Below are 18,105 nucleotides of genomic sequence, written 5' to 3' on the forward strand. Positions count from 1 at the left end.
TTGCCGGGCTGGTGCGAGGTCTGACGGGCGGGGGAGGGCAGTGACCCGACCGGCGGTCCGCTTGCGGCGCCGGGCCGGCGGCGGACGGGGGAAGTGCTCCGCCTGCCGGCCCGTCGACCGCGCCGCGCCTGTCCCCACAGGCTCGGCGCGAAAGGAGCCGCCTCCGCTCGGGGCGGCCCCGGTCCGAGGTCGTCTTGCTTGACTTAGGCAAGCACAAGCGCATTACTTAAGTCAAGCAACCATCTCCATATTGCTTAAGTTAGGCAACTACCTCTAAGGTGATCGCATGTCCGCACAGCCGTCCACCGCAGCGCCCGTCTCCGCGAACGTGGCCGAGATCGAGAGCGTCCTCACCCGCGTCACGTACCTCGCCGGACGCGCCCGGCAGCACGAGCGCCTGATGGCGACGGCCGGACTGGAGCTCGACCGGGCCGCCGTGGCCATCCTGCGGCACATCGGGGAGAGTGAGCCGCTGCGTCCCGGCGTGCTGGCCGTGCGTCTGTCGGTGGAGGCGTCCCATGTCACCCGGCAGATACGGCAGTTGGAGCAGGGCGGGTACGTGATCCGGGTCGCCGACCCGGACGACCGGCGCGCCCAGCGCGTCCAGCTCACGGACGCCGGAGCGGCGGCGGTCGAGCGCATCCGTGAGGTGAGCCGCCGGGGCATGGAGATGGCCCTGGCCGACTGGTCCGAGGGGGATCTCGGGCATCTCGCCGCGCTCTTCCGCCGAATGGTCGACGACTTTGTGGCCCGGGCCGAGGACCGGCTCGACCTCCCGCCCGTCGCGCGCTGAACCGGCCCCCGGCCGAGGCCCTGCAACGCACTCCCCATACGAATGGTCACGCCATGTACGGGATTACCGGCACGCGGCCTCCCCGCGGGGACGGTCAGCACCTCCTGGTCGTCGTCGATGATCCCGGCGACACCGAACTGCTCGCCACCACGCTCGAGTTGGCCGGCTACCGGGTCGGCACCGCGGGCACCGGCGCCGAGGGCATGGCCCGCCTCGCCCGGCACCGGTTCGACCTCGTGGTGTGGGACACCGGACTGCCGGGCCTGAGGGAGCTCGCCCGAGGCCGCCCAACCGCACCGGCGGACCGCCCGCCGCTGCTCTTCCTGGCCAGCTGCGACGCGTTGCACCACCTCGTCCCCGAACTCGGCCCGGGGCGAGAGGACTACGTGACCAAGCCCGTCCGCATCCCCGAGGTGCTCGCCCGCGTCCAGGTCCTGCTGCGCGGCCGACGCCCCGCGGCGCCCACGGGCATGCCCTGCTACGGCGATCTGGTCCTGGACGACGCCACGTGCCGCGCCAGCCGCGGGCCGCGCCCCCTCGACCTCACCCCCGCCGAGTACCGCCTCCTGTACCACCTGCTGGCCAACGCCGAGCACGTGCTGTCGAAGGGGCAGATCTGCCGGCACGTCTGGGGCGAGTACCGCGCCGACCAGGCCATCGAGAAGCTGGTCTCCCGGCTGCGGCGCAAGGTGGACCAGGAGGACCCGAACCTCATTCACACCCGCCGCGGCTTCGGCTACTGGCTGGGCTGCGCCTCCCGCTGAACCTGCGCGGAGGGTCCTGTGGGACATTCTGTGAGAAACCTGCCCTGCAATACAGCGGACAAAATTGTTGACAATCTTGTTTGGCTAGATTTAGGTTTGACAGGCACTCACTCAGGGAGGGCAACGATGCCGAAAGAAGCCCGTCCGAGCACCGGAGAGCAGGCCAAACAGCACGCGTTCGCGCAGCTGCGGCAGGCGATCCTGCACGGCGACATGGCACCGGCACAGCGGCTGGTGGAGAACGAGCTCGCCGAGCAGTTCGGTGTGACACGGGCCAGCATCAGGGCGGCACTGATCGATCTGGAGTCCCAGGGACTCGTCGAGCGGATCCGCAACCGCGGCTCGCGGGTGCGGGTGGTGAGCGTGGAGGAAGCGGTCGCCATCACCGAGTGCCGCATGGTCCTCGAAGGACTGTGCGCGGCGAAGGCGGCCGTCGCGGCCAGCGACGAGCAGCTCGCCGAACTGACGGACCTGGGCACGGCGATGACCAAGGCCGTGGCCGACGGCGAACCCGTGACCTACTCCGACCTCAACCACGAACTGCACACCAGGATCCAGGAGTTCTCGGGACAGCAGACCGCCCTGGAACTCCTGGAGCGGCTCAACGCCCAACTGGTGCGCCACCGTTTCCAGTTGGCGCTGAGGCCCGGGCGTCCGCAGGAGTCCCTGCATGAGCATCTGGCGATGATCGAAGCGATCAGGGCCAGGGACCCGCAGGCGGCCGAGACGGCCGTCCGCGCCCACCTCACCAGCGTGATCGAGGCGCTGCGCGGCTGAGCCGCGCGAGGCGGGCGCACACCTGTCCACTCCCGGCGAGTGAGCCGAAGGGGCGCGCCGGTGTCGAGAGCGCGACCGCGCGAAGGCCTCAGGGGCTGAGCACGGTCGGGGGCTCGACGGCGGCTGGAGCACCCCGGAGGCGAACCGCCCGAACAGAGAGCGATGAGAACCATGACGCACCCAGGCGCGCCCGCCGTCCCACGATCGACACTCGTCATCACCGCGCACGCCGGGGACTTCGTATGGAGAGCGGGCGGAGCCATCGCCCTGGCCGCCTCCCGCGGGGAGAAGGTCACCATCGCCTGTCTGACCTTCGGTGAACGCGGCGAGTCCGCCAAGGCCTGGCGCGAGGGCAGGAAGCTCGAGGAGATCAAGGCGATACGCCGCGACGAGGCCGAGCGCGCCGCGGCCACCCTGGGCGCCGAGGTCCGCTTCTTCGACGCCGGCGACTACCCGCTGCTCGTCACCCCCGAGCTCACCGACCGGCTCGTCGAGGTCTACCGCGACACCCAGCCCGACATCGTGCTCACCCACCCGGCCGAGGACCCGTACAACGGCGACCACCCGGCCGCCAACCGCATGGCCCTGGAAGCCAGAGTCCTCGCCCAGGCCATCGGCTACCCGGGCCCCGGCGAGATCATCGGCGCCCCGCCGGTCTTCTGCTTCGAGCCGCACCAGCCCGAGATGAGCGGCTTCAGGCCCGAGGTACTCCTCGACATCACCGAGGTGTGGGAGACCAAGCGACAGGCCATGGAGTGCCTGGGCGCACAGCAGCACCTGTGGGACTACTACACCGACCTCGCCGTCCGCCGTGGCGTCCAGCTCAAGCGGAACGCCGGCCCGAACCTGGGCCTCGCGCACAAGACCATGGCCGAGGCGTTCATGCGCCCGTACCCGCAGATCGCGAAGGAGCTGGCATGAGCGGCGTGATCGTCACCAACCCGCCGAAGGCCGACGCGAAGGACGTCGACGCCCTCGCCCAGTACGGCGTGGCCACCGTCAGTGAGGCCATGGGCCGCACAGGTCTGCTCGAGCCCGGGATCCGCCCGATCCAGCAGGGCGTACGGGTCGCGGGCACCGCGGTCACCGTGCTCAGCTGGCCCGGCGACAACCTCATGATCCACGCCGCCGTTGAGCAGTGCGGCGAGGGCGACATCCTGGTCGTCACCACCACCTCCCCGTCCACCGACGGCATGTTCGGCGAACTGTTCGCCACCGCGCTCCAGCGGCGCGGCGTGCGCGGCCTGGTCATCAACGCCGGTATCCGCGACACCCAGGAACTGCGCGAGATGAACTTCCCGGCCTGGTCCCGGGCGGTCTCCGCGCAAGGCACGGTCAAGGCCACCGGCGGCTCGGTCAACGTGCCGGTCGCCGTCGACGGCCAGGTGATCCGGCCCGGCGACGTGATCCTCGCCGACGACGACGGCGTGGTCGTCGTCCCCCGGGAGCGCGTACGCGCCACCGTCGAGGCGTCCGAGGCCCGCGAGGCCAAGGAGGCCAAGGCCCGCGCCGCCTTCATCGAGGGCGAACTCGGCCTGGACCGTTATGGGTTGCGCGAGACCCTCAAGCGGCTCGGCGTCGAGTACCGGACGTATGAGGAGTACGCGGAGGAGCGGTCGTGACCCCCGTGCCGGAGGGGGTGCCCTGCCTGCTGATGCGGGGCGGTACCTCCAAGGGTGCCTACTTTCTGGCCGACGACCTTCCCGCCGAACCGGCCCTGCGCGACGAGCTGTTGCTGCGGATCATGGGCAGCCCCGACGAGCGGCAGATCGACGGCCTGGGCGGGGCGCACCCGCTGACCAGCAAGGTGGCCGTCGTCTCGCCCTCCGCCGACCCGCGGGCCGACGTCGACTACCTCTTCCTCCAAGTCGTCGTGGACCAGCCGGAGGTGAGTGACCGTCAGAACTGCGGGAACATCCTCGCCGGCATCGGACCGTTCGCCGTCGAACGCGGGCTGGTGGTGGCGGGGGAGGAGGAGACCTCCGTCCGGATCCGCATGGTCAACACCGGCGACCACGCGACGGCGACCTTCCCGACCCCCGGCGGCCGGGTGCGCTACACCGGGGACGCCGAGATCTCGGGTGTGCCGGGGACGGCCGCGCCGGTCGTGATCGGGTTCCCGCCGAGCGCGAACCCGCTGCTGCCCACCGGCCACGTCCGCGACGAGATCGACGGCGTACCCGTGACCTGCGTGGACAACGGCATGCCGACGGTCCTCATCGAGGCCGCCTCGCTCAAGGTCACCGGCTACGAGTCGCCCGCCGAGCTGGAGGCCGACGAAGAGCTGACCGGCCGGCTCCGTACGATCCGCCTGGAGGCGGGCCGCCTGATGGGCCTCGGCGACGTCTCGAACGCCACCGTGCCCAAGCTCTCGCTGCTCGCCCCGCCCAGGGACGGCGGCGCGATCACCACCCGCACCTTCATCCCGGTGCGCTGCCACACCTCCATCGGGGTGCTCGGCGCGGCAAGCGTCGCCGCCGGACTGCGGATCGACGGCAGCGTGGGGGCCGACCTCGCGGAACTCGACGCGGGCAGTGACCGCGTCCGTATCGAACATCCCACGGGGTTCCTGGACATCGAGAGCAGCCTCGACGCGACCCCCGACGGCCTGCCCCACGCCCGTCGTACCGCCGTGGTCCGCACGGCCCGCAAGATCTTCGACGGCACCGTCTTCCCCAGGTCCGCCGAGACGGCACCACTTCCCCCGCACACCCAAGGAGGTCAACGATGACTCCGCCGCTCGGCGACATCGCCCACATCGGCCACGCCCAGCTGTTCACCCCGGACCTGGACGCCAGCGTCGCCTTCTTCACCGACTATCTGGGTCTGACCGTCAACGGGCAGGACGGCGACACCGTCCGCCTGCGGACCTTCGACGACTACGAGCACCACAGCCTGGTCCTCACCGCCCGCGAGCAGCCCGGCCTCGGCCGGCTCGCCCTGCGCACCTCCAGCGAGGAGGCCCTCCAGCGCCGGGTCAAGGCGATCGAGGAGACGGGCGGCAGTGGGCACTGGGTCGAGGACGAACCCGGCCTCGGCAAGCTCTACGTCACCACCGACCCGGACGGCCACGAGCACGCCCTGTACTGGGAGAGCGAGCACTACCGGGCCCCCGAGGAGCTGAAGCCCGCGCTCAAGAACCAGCCGCAGGCCAAGCCCAACCGGGGCGTGGGGGTGCGGCGCCTGGACCACATCAACTTCCTCGCCGCCGACGTGCTCGCCAACGCCGAGTTCCAGCAGAACGTCCTCGGCGCCCGGCCCACCGAGCAGATCCGGCTCGACACGGGCACGATCGCGGCGCGCTGGCTGACGTACACGAACAAGTCGTACGACGTCGTCTACACCTCGGACTGGACCGGCTCGGCCGGCCGGCTGCACCACATCGCGTTCGCGACCGACAGCCGCGAGGACATCCTGCGCGCGGCGGACCTCGCGATCGACAACGCTGTGTTCATCGAGACGGGCCCGCACAAGCACGCCATCCAGCAGACGTTCTTCCTGTACGTCTACGAGCCCGGCGGCAACCGCATCGAGCTGTGCAACCCGCTCACGCGGCTGGTGCTGGCGCCCGACTGGCCGCTGATCACCTGGACCGAGGAGGAGCGGAAGAAGGGGCAGGCCTGGGGGCTGAAGACCATCGAGTCCTTCCATACGCACGGCACGCCGCCGGTCGCGTAGCGCCCCCCGCCTGTCGCCCCGACGCGAAGTTTGATTGTCGATGAGATTGTTGACAAAAATGTTGACGAGTCTTCCTGTGGGTCTCTAGCGTCGGGGCACCCCGCCCGCACGAGCGGAAAACAAGGATGTCCTCCTCCCCCTCCCTCCTGTCCGCCCGCGGCAGCAGACTGGCCCTTCTGGTCGTCGGCCTGTGCTGGCTGGCCGTCCTCTTCGACGGCCGCGGCCTGGACATGTTCATCTACGGCTCGGTCCTGCCGCACCTCCCCCGGCCCGGTGGCGCTCAGCGCGGCGGCCGAGGAGGCCGTGAGCCGGGCCCGCACCACCGGCATCGCCTCGGTCGGCGTGCGCGGCACCGTGCACACCGGCGCCATCGGCTACTACGTCTCGAAGATCGCCGAACAGGGCATGGTCGGCCTCGGCTTCGTCGCCGGCATGCCGAACATGGGCTACACGGGAGTGAAGGGCCCCGCGGTGGCTACCAGCCCGCTCGCCATCGCCGTCCCTACGGATCCGTCGTCGAGTCACGCGCCGCTGCTGCTCGACATGGCGACCGCCACCATCGCGCTCGGCAGGATCCGCCAGGCCAAGGCGAGCGGCATCCCGCTGCCGGAGGGAGCGGCCGCCACCGAGGACGGCACCCCCACCAAGACCCCGCGACGGCCGTCATGCCGTTGCCGCTGGGCGGTGCCAAGGGGTCCGGCATTTCCCTGGCGTTCGAGCTGCTCACCAGTGTGCTGGTCGGCGCGCCGATCTTCGCCGCGTTCCACTCGGACGACCCGGGGGGTCGCAGGCACCGCCAGAACGCCCTGCTCATCGCCGTCGATCCGGCCGCCTTCGGCGGAGCGGAGGGCTTCACCGAGGGGGTCGAGGCGACGCTGTCCACGCTCAAGGGCCTGCCGGTCGCCGACGGCGTGCACTACCCGGGCGAGCGCAGCGCCGCCGTGGCCGTGGAGCGGGCCGGGCAAGGGATTCCGGTGGCGCCCAAGGTGTGGCGCGAACTCACGGAGAACGCCGAGAAGTTCGGAATCACCCCGCCCACGCCGGTCGCCTCACGGGAGCGCGGGGATCGGATGTCGCCGGCCGTCGGAGGGGGGCGGCCGGCGGCTTCTGTCTCCTCAGGAGCGGACGGCCTCGCGCACATGGCGGGCGATCAGGGCGTAGGTCTCCCGCGCCTTCTCGTCGTCCGAGCCGTCGTACCCGTGGTCGGCCCCGGCCACGTCGTGATGCCCTACCAGGGAGCCCGTCTTCCGCAGCCGGTCGGCGTAGCTCTCGGCCTCCGCCCGCAGGAGGTCGTACTCGGCCGTGATCACGAGGGCCGGGGCGATGCCCGTCAGATCCGCGGTGTCGGAGGAGTGGGCGGGCGACACCAGCCGGTCGGCGCGCAGCCGGACGTCCGGGACGTACGACGTGTCGAAGATGTCGGCCATCCAGGGCCGCAGCATCGGCCGGTCGACGGCGGCGCGCTTGTGCCGGGCACCGGTCGCGAGGTCCAGCGGGGGATAGTGCAGGACCTGGAGCGCGATCGCGGGACCGCCCTCCTCCAGGGCCTGGCGCGCCACGGCCGCGGCGAGTCCGCCGCCCGCGCTCTGCCCGCCCACGGTGAGGCGACCGCCGTCCCAGCCGTGTTCGGCGCCGTGCTCGGCGACCCAGCGGACGACCTCGTACGCCTGCCTCGGCGGAGCCGGGAACGGGTGCTGCGGGGCGACCACGTAATCCACGTTGATCACCACGACCCCCGCCTGTGCGGCGAGGAAGCGGCACAGCGGGTCGTCCATCTCCGTGAGGGAGATGACGTAGCCGCCGCCGTGGAAGTTGACGTGCACCGGCGGCGCCGCCTCGCCGGCCTCCCCGGGCGCGGGCAGGTACACCGTCACCCGGGCCTCGGCGACGGAGGTGGGTATCGTCAACTCCTTCACAGTGCGCGGGAATTCGGGGAAACGGGCGTGCGAGGCCGCCGCCGAGCCGCGTCCGCTGGAACGCCGGTCGGCGAGCAGGGTCATCCGTTGCATCGTCTTGGCGGCGAGGGTGGCCACCGCCGGGCGGGCCAGGAGGGACATGCGGTTCCGTTCGCTGGGACTGCGGCGGCCCGGGGGCGGGGCTGCACCTGACGCGAGGAATTTACTTGAGTCAGGCAATGCAAAGCTAGGGTGTCTGTCTCAGCGGGCGGTCCGCACGCCGTCGAGGGCGACGGACAGCACCCGGTCGCGCTGGGCGTCGTCGTCGAAGGTCGTCGCGGTGATGCCCGCGACCATGCGCAGCAGGTCCACGAAGTCCATGTCCGTGCGCGCCTCGCCGGCCTGCTGGGCCCGGGTGAACAGCGGGCCCCCGGCCGCGTACATGGACGCGCGGCAGGCGGCGAAGATCTCCGACTCGTCGTTGAGCGCCTCCCGCACGGCCCGCTTGGTCACCATGTAGCCCGCGAACCGGTCCAGCCAGGCCGTCAGGGCATCCCAGGGCTCCCGGTCGGCAACCTCCTCGGCGACCTGGCACAGGGCGTTGACCTCGTCCGCGTAGACGCTCTCGAAGAGATGGCGGCGGGTGGGGAAGTTCCGGTACAGCGTGCCGATGCCGACGCCCGCGCGGCGCGCGATGTCCTCCAGCGAGGCCTCCGCGCCGTGCTCCGCGAAGGCCTCGCGGGCGGCGGCGAGCAGGGCGTCGTAGTTGCGGGCCGCGTCCTTCCGGTGCGGTCGGCGGGCCGCGACGATCTCTCTGACGGGGAACGGCTGGACGGTCACGGCTGCCTCCCGGGCTGGCTCGGTTGAAGCGGAGGGGTGCCTCCGCTAGAGTGGAGGTGTACCTCCACTTTAGCAGTGCGAGGTGCGTTCGCCGTGGACGCGTGCGGCCGCACGCGCCTTCCTGCCCAAACACGGCCGCACGCGTCTTCCTGCCCATACATCCCCTCCGCGACCGCTCACCGCGGCCGCCGGCGTCCCCGTGCCCGCCCGCAGGGCGCACCGGGTCCGCACCGACGACCGCGGTCAGAGGCTTCGGCCGCACCCTGTGTTCGGAGAGGCTCTTCATGCCCCGCAAGTCCACCCGCCTCACCTTCGCGGTCCTCGCGACCGGTGCCGGCGTGTTCTCCATGCTCCAGTCGCTGATCGCGCCGGCCCTGCCGACCGTCCAGCACGCCCTGCACACCTCGCAGTCCACCGTGACCTGGGTGATGACGGCCTATCTGCTGTCCGCCTCGGTCTTCACCCCGATCCTCGGCCGCGTCGGCGACCTGATCGGCAAGAAACGCACCCTCGTCGCCGTCCTGGTGACCGTGGCCGTCGGCTGTCTGCTCGCCGCGCTCGCGCCCAGCATCGGCGTACTGATCGTCGCCCGGGTCGTCCAGGGCGTCGGCGGCGCCCTGTTCCCCCTCTCCTTCGGCATCATCCGCGACGAGTTCGCCCCGTCCGAGGTGAGCGGCAGCATCAGCAACCTGTCCGCCGTCATCGCCGCGGGCGGCGGCGTCGGCATGGTCGCCGCCGGGCCCATCGTCACCGCGCTCGACTACCGGTGGCTGTTCTGGATCCCGGTCGGCATCGTCGCCCTGGCCACGCTCATCGCCGTACGCTACGTCCCCGAGTCGCCCCGCCGGGCCGAGGGGCAGGTCAACTGGTACGGCGCCGCACTGCTGTCGGCCTGGCTGGTGGCCCTGCTGCTGCCGCTCAGTCAGGCGGGCGTGTGGGGCTGGGGGTCCGCCCGGGTGCTCGGCCTGTTCGCCGCCGCCGTCGCGCTGTTCGCGCTGTGGCTGTACACCGAGGCCCGCTCCCGCACCCCGCTGATCGACCTGCGCGTCATGCGACTGCCGGCCGTGTGGACCACCAACACCGCCGCGCTTCTCTTCGGCGCCGGAATGTACTCGATCTGGTCCTTCCTGCCGGGCTTCGTGCAGACGCCCTCGTCGGCCGGGTACGGCTTCGGCGCGAGTGTCACCGCCGCCGGACTGCTCATGCTGCCGATGCTGGTCGCGATGTTCCTGTCCGGTGTGCTCAGCGGCCGACTCGAGCCGGTCCTGGGCGCCAAGACGCTCCTGACGACCGGTGCCGCGCTCGGCGCGGTGGCCTGCGGCTTCCTCGCCCTGTGGCACGACGAGCAGTGGCAAGTCGCCCTGGTCGCGGGCCTGTTCGGGCTCGGCATCGGACTCGCCTTCGCCTCCATGGCCAACCTGATCGTGGGCAGCGTCCCCGCCGACCAGACCGGCGCCGCCACCGGCATGAACGCCAACATCCGCACCATCGGCGGATCCATCGGCGCCGCCGTCACCGGCGTCCTGGTCACCGGCCACCTCCAGCCCTCGGGCCTGCCGTACGCCTCCGGCTACACCCACGGCTTCACCCTGCTGGCCCTGCTCTGCCTGGCCGCCGCCCTGGCCGCGCTGCTGGTGCCGACTCGCCGCGGCGGCCGTACGACCGGCAAGGCCCGCGCCGCCCATGAGGTGACCGCCGTGGAGCAGGAGACCGTGGCGCACGGCTGACGCGGGCACAGCGGGTCGGCCCGCACCCATGGGGTAGGGTTGACCTGCGCGCTCACACGGAGGGTCTCAAGCGGCCGGCTGTGGAGAGCGCACCGGGACGTGGCGCAGCTTGGTAGCGCACTTGACTGGGGGTCAAGGGGTCGCAGGTTCAAATCCTGTCGTCCCGACTTTACGAAGTCGCAGGTCAGGGGCCGTTTCAGAGGAGATCTGAAACGGCCTTTTGATCATTCTTGGGGACCGGTCGGGGACCAGCGCACTTGACTGGGCTGAAGCGCATCTTGACCCAGTCAAGGTGCGCCATGCGGTCCGCTCACGTGCGCACTTTCCGCCCTCTGCGGGCCGATGACCGTACGGCCGCGTCCATCCAACGCCCCTGTCGGTAGCGGCCTGTGCCCGTGCGGGCCAGGCGTCCCCGTTCGGCTTCACGCCCGCGGACGCCGGCGTGAAGCCCTGGCTGCCCCAGCCGGAGTGGTTCGCCAACCACACCACCGAGCGCGCGCTGTCCGACACGGGCTCCTTCTGGCACCTCTACCGCGAGGCGCTTCATCTGCGTCGCAGCCTGCCCCCAGTTGTTCTACCGAATGTGATGATGGGGCCGGGCGCGTGATTTCCGGCTCCCACTCGGAAGGTTCGACACATCGCCCGACAGTTCGCCAGCGGTAACGGGGTCCTTCTTCAAGGACTGCACATGCGCCAAGCCGACCTGCTGCCTGGCGGGACGCGATCATCGCCGGCCGGCGAACGGACCCCGGGAGCAGGGGAGCTGGAGCGCTGCCGTGCTCCTGGGCGAAGGCTTCGCGTTGCCGGAGTGGCGTTTCAGGTCAGGGTGAGTTCCAGGACGGTGACGGAGAGCGGCGGCAGGGTGCTGGTGAAGGAAGCTGCGGCGCCGGTGACGGTGCTGGTCCTGGGCACCACAGTGGTGGGTTCGGTCAGCGTGTTGGTGGTGGTACGTGAGGGTCCGGTCAGGACGGTGACGGTGGCGTTCCTCTTGACACCCTTGGCCAGCCCCTTCAGTTCGACCGGCACATTCACCTTCTCCGTCCCGCAGTTGACGACTGCGAGGTAGAGGCGGCTCCCGGAGCGGGTGGCGACGGTGGCGACGGCCGGCAGTGCACGGGCGGCGGCAGGTAGCACTGTGCTGCCCAGCCTGCTCGTCAGCATGTGCTGTGCCCAGTAGCTGGGTGAGGCGTAGCTAGTGAGGTTGTCGTAGGCGATCAGGTTGGTCGCCCAGACGTTGTTCTTGACGTGGGAGAAGAGCGGCGCGTAGCACTCCATGAGGACCTGGTCGGAGTTGCGGATCAGCCCGGCCAGCCATGCGGCGTCGCCCAGCGCGGCGTTGAGGTCGGGTGTGGGGCGGCCCTCCTGCGCGGCCCATTCCCCGACGAAGACTTTCGTGGAGTTGCGGTCTCGGCTGTCGTACTTGTGGGTGGATGCCTGAGCGGCGGACGGCGCGAGGTAGTAGTGCTCGTCGATCAGGTCCGGCTCGCGACTCGTCACCGGCGTCGTGGCGATCAGCTTCAGTTGTGGGTACTTCGCCTTGATCGCGTCGTGGAAGGCCGCATACCGCTCCTCGTACGATCCGGAGCGGTCGAAGAAGTCCTCGTTGCCGATCTCCACGAACTCGAGTGGGAACGGCTTCGGGTGTCCGTCGGCAGCCCGCCTTGCGCCCCAGGTGCTGGTCACGGGGCCGGTGATGTATTCGATCTCGTCGAGTGCGTCTTGGACGTATGGCTTAAGTGCGTCGCCGGTCACGTGTTCGCCCTTCAGCGAGTAGCCGGCGAAGACGGCGAGGACCGGCTGGGCATCCATGTCCTCGACCCATTCCAGGTATTCCAGCAGTCCGAGCCCGTCCGTGGACCAGTATCCCCAGGCGTCGTCCATGTGGCCGGGGCGCTCCCAGACCGGACCGATGGTGTTCTTCCAGTCGAACCGAGTGGCGATCGTGTTGCCCTCGACGAAGTTTCCGCCGGGGAAGCGCAGGAACTTCGGCTTCAGAGCGACCAGTTTCTCCATCAGGTCGATGCGCAGTCCGTTGGGACGGTTGTTGTAGGTGGGTGGGAAGAGGGAGACGTGCTGGAGCCAGAGGGTCTCGCCCGCGGCGGCGGGGTCGGCGGTGGTGACGGTCAGTTTCGCGTCACCGACCACGGGGGCGCCTGGACCGGTGCGCAGGATGAGCTCGAAAGGGCGGTCGGGGAACGCGGTGCCGACGTGGGGCACCTGTGCGGACGCGTACACCGTCGCGCCGTCCGCCGACTCGATGGCCACCGTGAGGGGCCCGATCCGGCGCGATGCCTTGGCGAACAGCCGTGCGATGTACGTGGTTTGGGGCCGCACGGGTATTCCCCAGAAGCCGTCATTGGCCACCCCGGTCCGATTTCCGGCCCCGGTGCCGCTCGGCAGCACGACCTTGAGGGAACGCTTGAGCACGTCGTTGAGGGGAGTGGCGGTGTCGAGCGCGAGAGTCGTCGCACCGACGGCGGACCAGTGGACCGGCGCGGTGTCGCCGGCCATCATCGAGCGGTTCTGCACCAGTTCGGCGTAGATACCTCCCTCGCCCGAGTGGTTGATGTCCTCGAACATCAGGCCGGGAAGGATGGGGGACACGGCGTGCGCGGGGTTGGCGACGTTCACGCTCAGCAGCGGAGTCGTGGTCTCCACCGGCACCCCGGCCAGCGCCGCGACCTGGTCGGAGGTGAGGACGGACGGGAACATCCACACGTCGTCGATCAGGCCGTGCCACTGGTCGACGTGCCCGCCGCCGTAGAGGGCGCGGCCGACGGCGGTGTCGCCGCTGCCGGCCCAGCCTGTCGTGTAGGCGGTTTCCCCTTCCAGCACGCCGTTGACGTAGAGGCGGGTGACGCCGGCCGAGGGGTCGCTGACGCCGGCCAGATGGGTCCAGACGCCGATGGCGGGGGCGGAGGCGGCGGCCGCCACGGCGGCGTTTCCGGTGGCGTCCCCGTTCAGCCGGGCGAAGGCGAAGGTGCCGGTGTCGTCGCGCAGCCCCAGGTAGAAGGAGCTGACGACCTTGCCGTCGATGCTGACGGCGGTCTGGTAGCCGCCCGTCTGAGCGAGATTGACCCATGCGGCCACCGAGAACGCCTTGGATGTGTCGAGGGCCGGCCCGGACGCCGCGGCGTTGCCATCTGCCTTGAGGCTCAGGCAGTGGGCGCCGACCTTGCCGGTGTCCCAGGTGGCCGCGCCCTGGAGGACGGCGGTGCGAGCGTTGCCCGAGGAGTCGGCGGCGGAGGTACCGGAGCCCTCGTCGAAGGTCCAGTGCGCGGCTGAGGCGGGGAGGTCCGCGGCAGGGGCGTCCGCGGCCGTGCCGGAGCGCTCGGCGGCCCGGGCGGGAGTGGAGGCGGCGAATGTCCCGGCAAGGGACGCGGCGCCAAGGGCGGCTGTGAGGACGGTCCTGCGGGGCAGCCCGGCTTCTGAAGACATGTGCGACGTTCCTTGGTGAGAGACGAGTCGGTCAGGGCGACTGCGGGGTGGAGTGTGGCGGGGGAGGACCATGACGGAAGGGGGGTGACTGCCGTTCCGCGGTGTGTGTCGCCCGCATCCGGACGGTGGTGATCGCAAGCCTTGGCACCGATGGCCAGGATGATGTCTGCGCGGGGGCGAGAGCGCACTGCGGCGTTCGCACGTGCCTGGAGTCCAAGAGTGGATCAGTGCGTTGCGCCGGGCCGGCGTGGGCAGTTCGGACGGCTTCACTCTCACCTCGTCCCCGAGTGCTGGCGTCGGTTGAAGATGGCGAATCGGCAGCCAGGGAAGAGCGTCCATCCGTTGTCCCCGGTGAGACCGGAGCCGACACCCCTGAAGTTGACTCCGAGGCTGCCGCGGGAGAAACAGCCTTGGTGGCCTGTGCGGGGCGCGGATGTCGGTGCCTGCGCGCGGCCGAATCCGGAGCCCCGGGACGTCGGCACTCGCCGCCTCGGTGCCCGTCGCGGTGCCCTTCCAGTCGCTGTCCCTGGTCGAGCCCACGACGGTCACCACCCGTGTGGAGCGGCCTCCACCGGCGGCGAACGGCGGGCGGCACCGCCCTCGGTGCCGCAGTGCTCGCCGCCGCCGACGGTGACTCGGTCGGTTCGGTCAGGGGGCGATGTCCCACTGCTGGCACTTGTTGTCGAGCTGCTGCCACTGGCGGACCGCGGTGCCGTTGGCCGTTCCGCAGTTCGCGACGTCCAGCGTCATTCCGGTGTTGACGTTGGTGATGCTGTAGTGGCTGCCGGCCTTGGTGACGTCCCACTGCTGGCAGGTGTTGCCGAGCGAGGCCCACAGCTGGACGGCGGTGCCGTTGCTCTCCCCGCAGTTCTTGTCGTCCAGGACCGTGCCGCTGTTGACGTTGGTGATGGTGTAGTGGCCGTTGCCCGCGCTGGCGAACTTCCACTGCTGGCAGGTGTTGCCGAGCGAGGACCAGATGTCGATCGACGTCCCGTTGGCCGTACCGCAGTTCACCGCGTCCAGGACCTTGCCGGAGTTGGTGTTGGTCAGGCGGTAGGCGGTGCCGGCGACGGGGAAGGTGGCGGCCGGGGTGGTGTAACCGACGGAGGTGATGTTGGCCTGCACGGCGTTGTCGGCGGCGTCGGTCGGGTAGCCGGAGGTCATGACGCCTTCGAAGAAGGAGCCGTCGGACCCGTTGCTGTTGTCACCGCCGGTGCCGAGGACGATGGCGCCCTCCAAGTGCATCGGGGTGTATCCGCCGAGGTTGGGCAGGGCCCCGTTGTACCAGGTGGTCAGTGTCCCCGACTGGGCGTTGCCGCCCTTGATCGCGTAGGTGGTCGTGCCGTTGTTTTTCTCCATGGCGGTGACGTACTCGCTGGAGTTGCCCTTGTTGTTCGTGTTCGAGCCGTTTCCTCCGAAGAAGAGCCCGTTCTCCAGGTCCGCCTCGACCCAGGGGCCCGATCCGGCGCCGGAACACGAGAACCAGCACTCCGTGCCGAAGTTGATCGCGTCCATGTGGCCGTTGCCGGTGTCGTTGCCGGACGTCTCGGCGTTGCCGTAGTCGAAGCAGCACCGGTGGTTCACGTGGTGGCCGCTGGTCACCATGTAGGCGCCCTCCGGGTTGCTGCCGGTGGCGATGCCCGTGGTGCTGTTGTCGCGGTAGCCGACGCCGGCCGACACGAAGACGCCGTAGGCCGCGTGGCCGCCGACCGTGACCGGCAGGGCATTGGCGATGGCGCCGACGTCCTGTCCGCCGTTGCCGCCCGGCCCCTCGATGGTCAGGTCGTTGTGGTTCGAGCTCTGGTCATAGATCTTGGTGATGACACAGGTCGTGCCGGAGCAGAAGGAGTCCTGCGCCGCCGCGTTCGCGTAACCGCCGGCGCTCAGCAGTCCGATGTCGGTGATGGCGCCGTCCGAGGCGCGCTTGACCTGGTAGAGAGCGCCGTTGTAGGAGGCGTAGAGCGCCCGCGTGGTGCTGTGCGCCGCGGCGCACGGCGTCCCCGCGGAGGCGTAGATGTCGCACGGCAGGGACGAAGCCGCCTGGGCCGTGCCTGCGGTACCCACCACCCCGGCCAGGATGCCGGCGAGCAGTGCGAGGACCGCGCCGACCACCCTCAGCCGGAGTCCTCTCAGATGTCTGGCTATCACTGTGAACCTCTTCCGTCTTGCGTTCTTGTCCGGCGCGATGCCGCGTGCGCAGGGAGCAGGGGGACGGTCGAACCGCTCAGCGGGGGGAATTGTGAGCGCTAACAATGGAGGCGCCCCAGATGCTGACCCTCATCCGAGCTGTAGGGAGACGGGGTCATGGTCGGCCTGACGGTCGCTCTGTTGGAGCTGGCCCGACCGCAGTGTTGTGCCTGCGCGGTTCTCACGTGCTCGGTGACTGATCGAGCGGTCTAGCGACACCATCTTTTTACGCCGCGGTGAACTGCAGGCAACACAGTTGAACAGTCAAGAGTGTGGAAACAAAGGTCATGCGGTCCTATGGCTCCGGTGCTCGGTCGGCACCCCCACTCCCCCCCCATGGGTGACGGATGAGCAGCTCAGGGCGGTTCTGGTGTCCTGATAACGCGGTTAAGAATTCCGCAAGACAGTAGTCGGAGCGATTGACCCATCCAAAATGTGTGCGCTAACAATTTCCTCGCGGCGCTCCCGGTGCCGACCGGGAGCACACAGCTCGAAACATGACGGCGCGTGAGGAGGTGAATCATGGAAGGGGATCGTGCACCCGTGATGGCGGACGTGGCCCGGATCGCGGGCGTCTCGCACCAGACCGTCTCACGGGTCCTCAACGACCGTCCGAACGTGCGGCCCGCCACCCGGGACCGTGTGCTCGCGGCGGTCCGCGAACTCAGCTACCGCCCCAACGCCGCCGCCCGCACCCTGGCGACCCGCCGTACCCGCACCCTGGGTGTGATCAGCTTCAACACCACGCTGTACGGCCCGGCCTGCATGCTCTACGGCGTCGAACAAGCGGCCAGACAGCACGAGTACTTCGTCACCGTGGCCGCCGTCGGCACGCTGGATCGGCGTTCGCTGCTGGACGCCGTCGACCGGCTTCGGGACCAGGGTGTCGAGGGAATCATCGTCATCGCCCCGCAGACCTCCGCGGTCGGCGCACTGGCGAACGTGCCGTCGGACGTGCCCCTGGTCGCGGTCGGCTGCGGCACCCACACCGCGTTGGCCTCGGTCGCCGTGGACAACGAGGCGGGTGCCGAGCTCGCCACCTCCTACCTGCTCGATCTCGGCCATCACACGGTGCACCACCTGGTCGGGCCGCGTTCCTGGCTCGACGCCCAGGAGCGCGAGGCCGGATGGCGCAACGCCCTGGAAAAGCGGGGCGCCGCGGTGGCCGAGCCGCTGGTCGGCGGTGACTGGACGGCCCGCACCGGATACGAGCACGGTCAACGGATCGCCGCGGACCCCGACATCACCGCGGTGTTCTGCGCCAACGACCACATGGCGCTCGGCATGCTGCGGGCACTGCAGAAGGCCGGGCACCGGGTGCCCCAGGACATCAGCGTCATCGGTTTCGACGACACGCCGGAGGCCGAGTACTTCGGCCCGTCACTGACCACCGTCCGCCAGGACTTCGACGAACTCGGCCGACGTGCCCTGCGGGCGCTGATCGAGATCGTCGGTGATCCCGACGCCGGGATCCCGGCGGCCGGCGAGACACCCCACATCGTCATCCCGCCCAGTTTGGTGGTGCGAACCTCGGCGACCCGCCCCAGACACTGACCGACGCGCACCGGCCGAACCGCCGTCGGAGTCTTGCCCGTTGCCCGTCGCATCACCGGCCTGCCCACAGGAAAGGAACCTGAAATGGGCCGCTCCCCATTACCGTGACCACCAACGCTCCGGCTGCGGGACCACACCACGTCGTCCAGCTCCCCATCGTCAGGGGCTGCCGTCACGAGTGACGTGCCGTACGCCGAACGACCGCGCCGTCCAGGCCGTTTCGGCCGTGGAACCGGCGAAGTGGTGGCCGACCGCACGCGATCCGCGCCCGCCGCGACAGCTCCACACCGGCCACCGTCGGGCCCGATGGTCCACAGGTTCTGACCAGCCATCAGGCGACTCGGGCATCGCCGACCTGCTGCCCATGCCACGGTCACCACGGTCGGCTCCCCGGCGGCATTCCTCCGCCATCTACCGGTCCACCCACGCGATCCGCTGGAACCAGGCCGACC

14 protein-coding genes, 1 tRNA gene and 1 pseudogene are annotated in these 18,105 nt (G+C 70.2%); 12 read left to right on the forward strand and 4 right to left on the reverse strand.

Annotated features, from left to right (window positions below; genetic code table 11):
- Window positions 1-286: 286 nt before the first annotated feature.
- The 8 genes and pseudogenes from QFZ76_RS42455 to QFZ76_RS42490 form a co-directional block, all read left to right on the forward strand.
- On the forward strand, window positions 287-793 hold the full coding sequence (locus QFZ76_RS42455; protein ID WP_307678665.1) for a MarR family winged helix-turn-helix transcriptional regulator: 507 nt from the start codon (window positions 287-289) through the stop codon (window positions 791-793).
- Between the two features lie 53 nt (window positions 794-846).
- Window positions 847-1,557, forward strand: coding sequence for a response regulator transcription factor (locus tag QFZ76_RS42460; protein ID WP_307678666.1), 711 nt, complete (start codon window positions 847-849; stop codon window positions 1,555-1,557).
- A gap of 126 nt (window positions 1,558-1,683) precedes the next feature.
- Window positions 1,684-2,334 (forward strand): GntR family transcriptional regulator, encoded by a 651-nt coding sequence (locus QFZ76_RS42465; protein ID WP_307678667.1) that lies wholly within the window; start codon window positions 1,684-1,686, stop codon window positions 2,332-2,334.
- 171 nt (window positions 2,335-2,505) lie between these two features.
- Window positions 2,506-3,255: a PIG-L deacetylase family protein gene (locus QFZ76_RS42470; RefSeq protein WP_307678668.1), complete on the forward strand. Its 750-nt coding sequence runs from the start codon at window positions 2,506-2,508 to the stop codon at window positions 3,253-3,255.
- Window positions 3,252-3,956, forward strand: a complete 705-nt coding sequence (locus QFZ76_RS42475; protein ID WP_307678669.1) for a 4-carboxy-4-hydroxy-2-oxoadipate aldolase/oxaloacetate decarboxylase — start codon at window positions 3,252-3,254, stop codon at window positions 3,954-3,956. Before QFZ76_RS42470 ends, QFZ76_RS42475 begins: the two co-directional genes overlap by 4 nt.
- On the forward strand, window positions 3,953-5,065 hold the full coding sequence (locus QFZ76_RS42480; RefSeq protein WP_307678670.1) for a 4-oxalomesaconate tautomerase: 1,113 nt from the start codon (window positions 3,953-3,955) through the stop codon (window positions 5,063-5,065). The genes QFZ76_RS42475 and QFZ76_RS42480 overlap by 4 nt, the downstream gene beginning before the upstream one ends.
- Window positions 5,062-6,012: a catechol 2,3-dioxygenase gene (locus QFZ76_RS42485; RefSeq protein ID WP_307678671.1), complete on the forward strand. Its 951-nt coding sequence runs from the start codon at window positions 5,062-5,064 to the stop codon at window positions 6,010-6,012. The genes QFZ76_RS42480 and QFZ76_RS42485 overlap by 4 nt, the downstream gene beginning before the upstream one ends.
- A 303-nt stretch (window positions 6,013-6,315) precedes the next feature.
- A pseudogene (locus tag QFZ76_RS42490) lies at window positions 6,316-6,953 on the forward strand (Ldh family oxidoreductase); the annotation flags it as partial.
- Window positions 6,954-7,127: 174 nt separating this feature from the next.
- On the opposite strand, the gene QFZ76_RS42495 reads toward QFZ76_RS42490, so the two are convergent.
- The gene (locus tag QFZ76_RS42495) at window positions 7,128-8,069 is read right to left on the reverse strand and encodes an alpha/beta hydrolase fold domain-containing protein (RefSeq protein WP_307678672.1); all 942 of its coding nucleotides are present in this window, start codon (window positions 8,067-8,069) and stop codon (window positions 7,128-7,130) included.
- 99 nt (window positions 8,070-8,168) lie between these two features.
- Complete coding sequence (locus QFZ76_RS42500; protein ID WP_307678673.1) at window positions 8,169-8,747, reverse strand: TetR/AcrR family transcriptional regulator; 579 nt, start codon at window positions 8,745-8,747, stop codon at window positions 8,169-8,171.
- A 284-nt stretch (window positions 8,748-9,031) separates the two neighbouring features.
- On the opposite strand from QFZ76_RS42500, the gene QFZ76_RS42505 reads away from it, so the two are divergent.
- The 3 genes from QFZ76_RS42505 to QFZ76_RS42515 all read left to right on the forward strand — a co-directional run bounded on the left by QFZ76_RS42505 (window position 9,032) and on the right by QFZ76_RS42515 (window position 11,081).
- Window positions 9,032-10,474, forward strand: coding sequence for an MFS transporter (locus QFZ76_RS42505; RefSeq protein ID WP_307678674.1), 1,443 nt, complete (start codon window positions 9,032-9,034; stop codon window positions 10,472-10,474).
- Window positions 10,475-10,567: 93 nt separating this feature from the next.
- Window positions 10,568-10,641: transfer RNA gene (locus QFZ76_RS42510), tRNA-Pro, on the forward strand.
- Window positions 10,642-10,916: 275 nt separating this feature from the next.
- Window positions 10,917-11,081 (forward strand): hypothetical protein, encoded by a 165-nt coding sequence (locus QFZ76_RS42515; protein ID WP_373464441.1) that lies wholly within the window; start codon window positions 10,917-10,919, stop codon window positions 11,079-11,081.
- A gap of 209 nt (window positions 11,082-11,290) precedes the next feature.
- On the opposite strand, the gene QFZ76_RS42520 is transcribed toward QFZ76_RS42515, so the two are convergent.
- A complete protein-coding gene (locus QFZ76_RS42520; RefSeq protein ID WP_307678675.1) occupies window positions 11,291-13,912 on the reverse strand; it encodes a LamG-like jellyroll fold domain-containing protein in 2,622 nt (873 codons plus the stop codon).
- A 648-nt stretch (window positions 13,913-14,560) separates the two neighbouring features.
- On the reverse strand, window positions 14,561-16,024 hold the full coding sequence (locus QFZ76_RS42525; protein ID WP_307678676.1) for an arabinofuranosidase catalytic domain-containing protein: 1,464 nt from the start codon (window positions 16,022-16,024) through the stop codon (window positions 14,561-14,563).
- Window positions 16,025-16,621: 597 nt separating this feature from the next.
- Here QFZ76_RS42525 and QFZ76_RS42530 point away from each other — a divergent pair.
- Window positions 16,622-17,653 (forward strand): substrate-binding domain-containing protein, encoded by a 1,032-nt coding sequence (locus QFZ76_RS42530; RefSeq protein WP_307678677.1) that lies wholly within the window; start codon window positions 16,622-16,624, stop codon window positions 17,651-17,653.
- The last annotated feature ends 452 nt before the right edge of the window (window positions 17,654-18,105 follow it).

The organism is Streptomyces sp. V4I2 (assembly GCF_030817655.1).
Classification (GTDB): Bacteria; Actinomycetota; Actinomycetes; order Streptomycetales; family Streptomycetaceae; genus Streptomyces; species Streptomyces plumbiresistens.

Excerpts from the sequence above, each read along its gene's own strand:
- QFZ76_RS42455 (WP_307678665.1), top strand. The coding sequence starts at position 287 with ATGTCCGCACAGCCGTCCACCGCAGCGCCCGTCTCCGCGAACGTGGCC.
- QFZ76_RS42520 (WP_307678675.1), bottom strand. The coding sequence starts at position 13,912 with ATGTCTTCAGAAGCCGGGCTGCCCCGCAGGACCGTCCTCACAGCCGCC.
- QFZ76_RS42485 (WP_307678671.1), top strand. The coding sequence starts at position 5,062 with ATGACTCCGCCGCTCGGCGACATCGCCCACATCGGCCACGCCCAGCTG.
- QFZ76_RS42530 (WP_307678677.1), top strand. The coding sequence starts at position 16,622 with ATGGAAGGGGATCGTGCACCCGTGATGGCGGACGTGGCCCGGATCGCG.
- QFZ76_RS42460 (WP_307678666.1), top strand. The coding sequence starts at position 847 with ATGTACGGGATTACCGGCACGCGGCCTCCCCGCGGGGACGGTCAGCAC.
- QFZ76_RS42465 (WP_307678667.1), top strand. The coding sequence starts at position 1,684 with ATGCCGAAAGAAGCCCGTCCGAGCACCGGAGAGCAGGCCAAACAGCAC.
- QFZ76_RS42505 (WP_307678674.1), top strand. The coding sequence starts at position 9,032 with ATGCCCCGCAAGTCCACCCGCCTCACCTTCGCGGTCCTCGCGACCGGT.
- QFZ76_RS42495 (WP_307678672.1), bottom strand. The coding sequence starts at position 8,069 with ATGTCCCTCCTGGCCCGCCCGGCGGTGGCCACCCTCGCCGCCAAGACG.
- QFZ76_RS42470 (WP_307678668.1), top strand. The coding sequence starts at position 2,506 with ATGACGCACCCAGGCGCGCCCGCCGTCCCACGATCGACACTCGTCATC.
- QFZ76_RS42475 (WP_307678669.1), top strand. The coding sequence starts at position 3,252 with ATGAGCGGCGTGATCGTCACCAACCCGCCGAAGGCCGACGCGAAGGAC.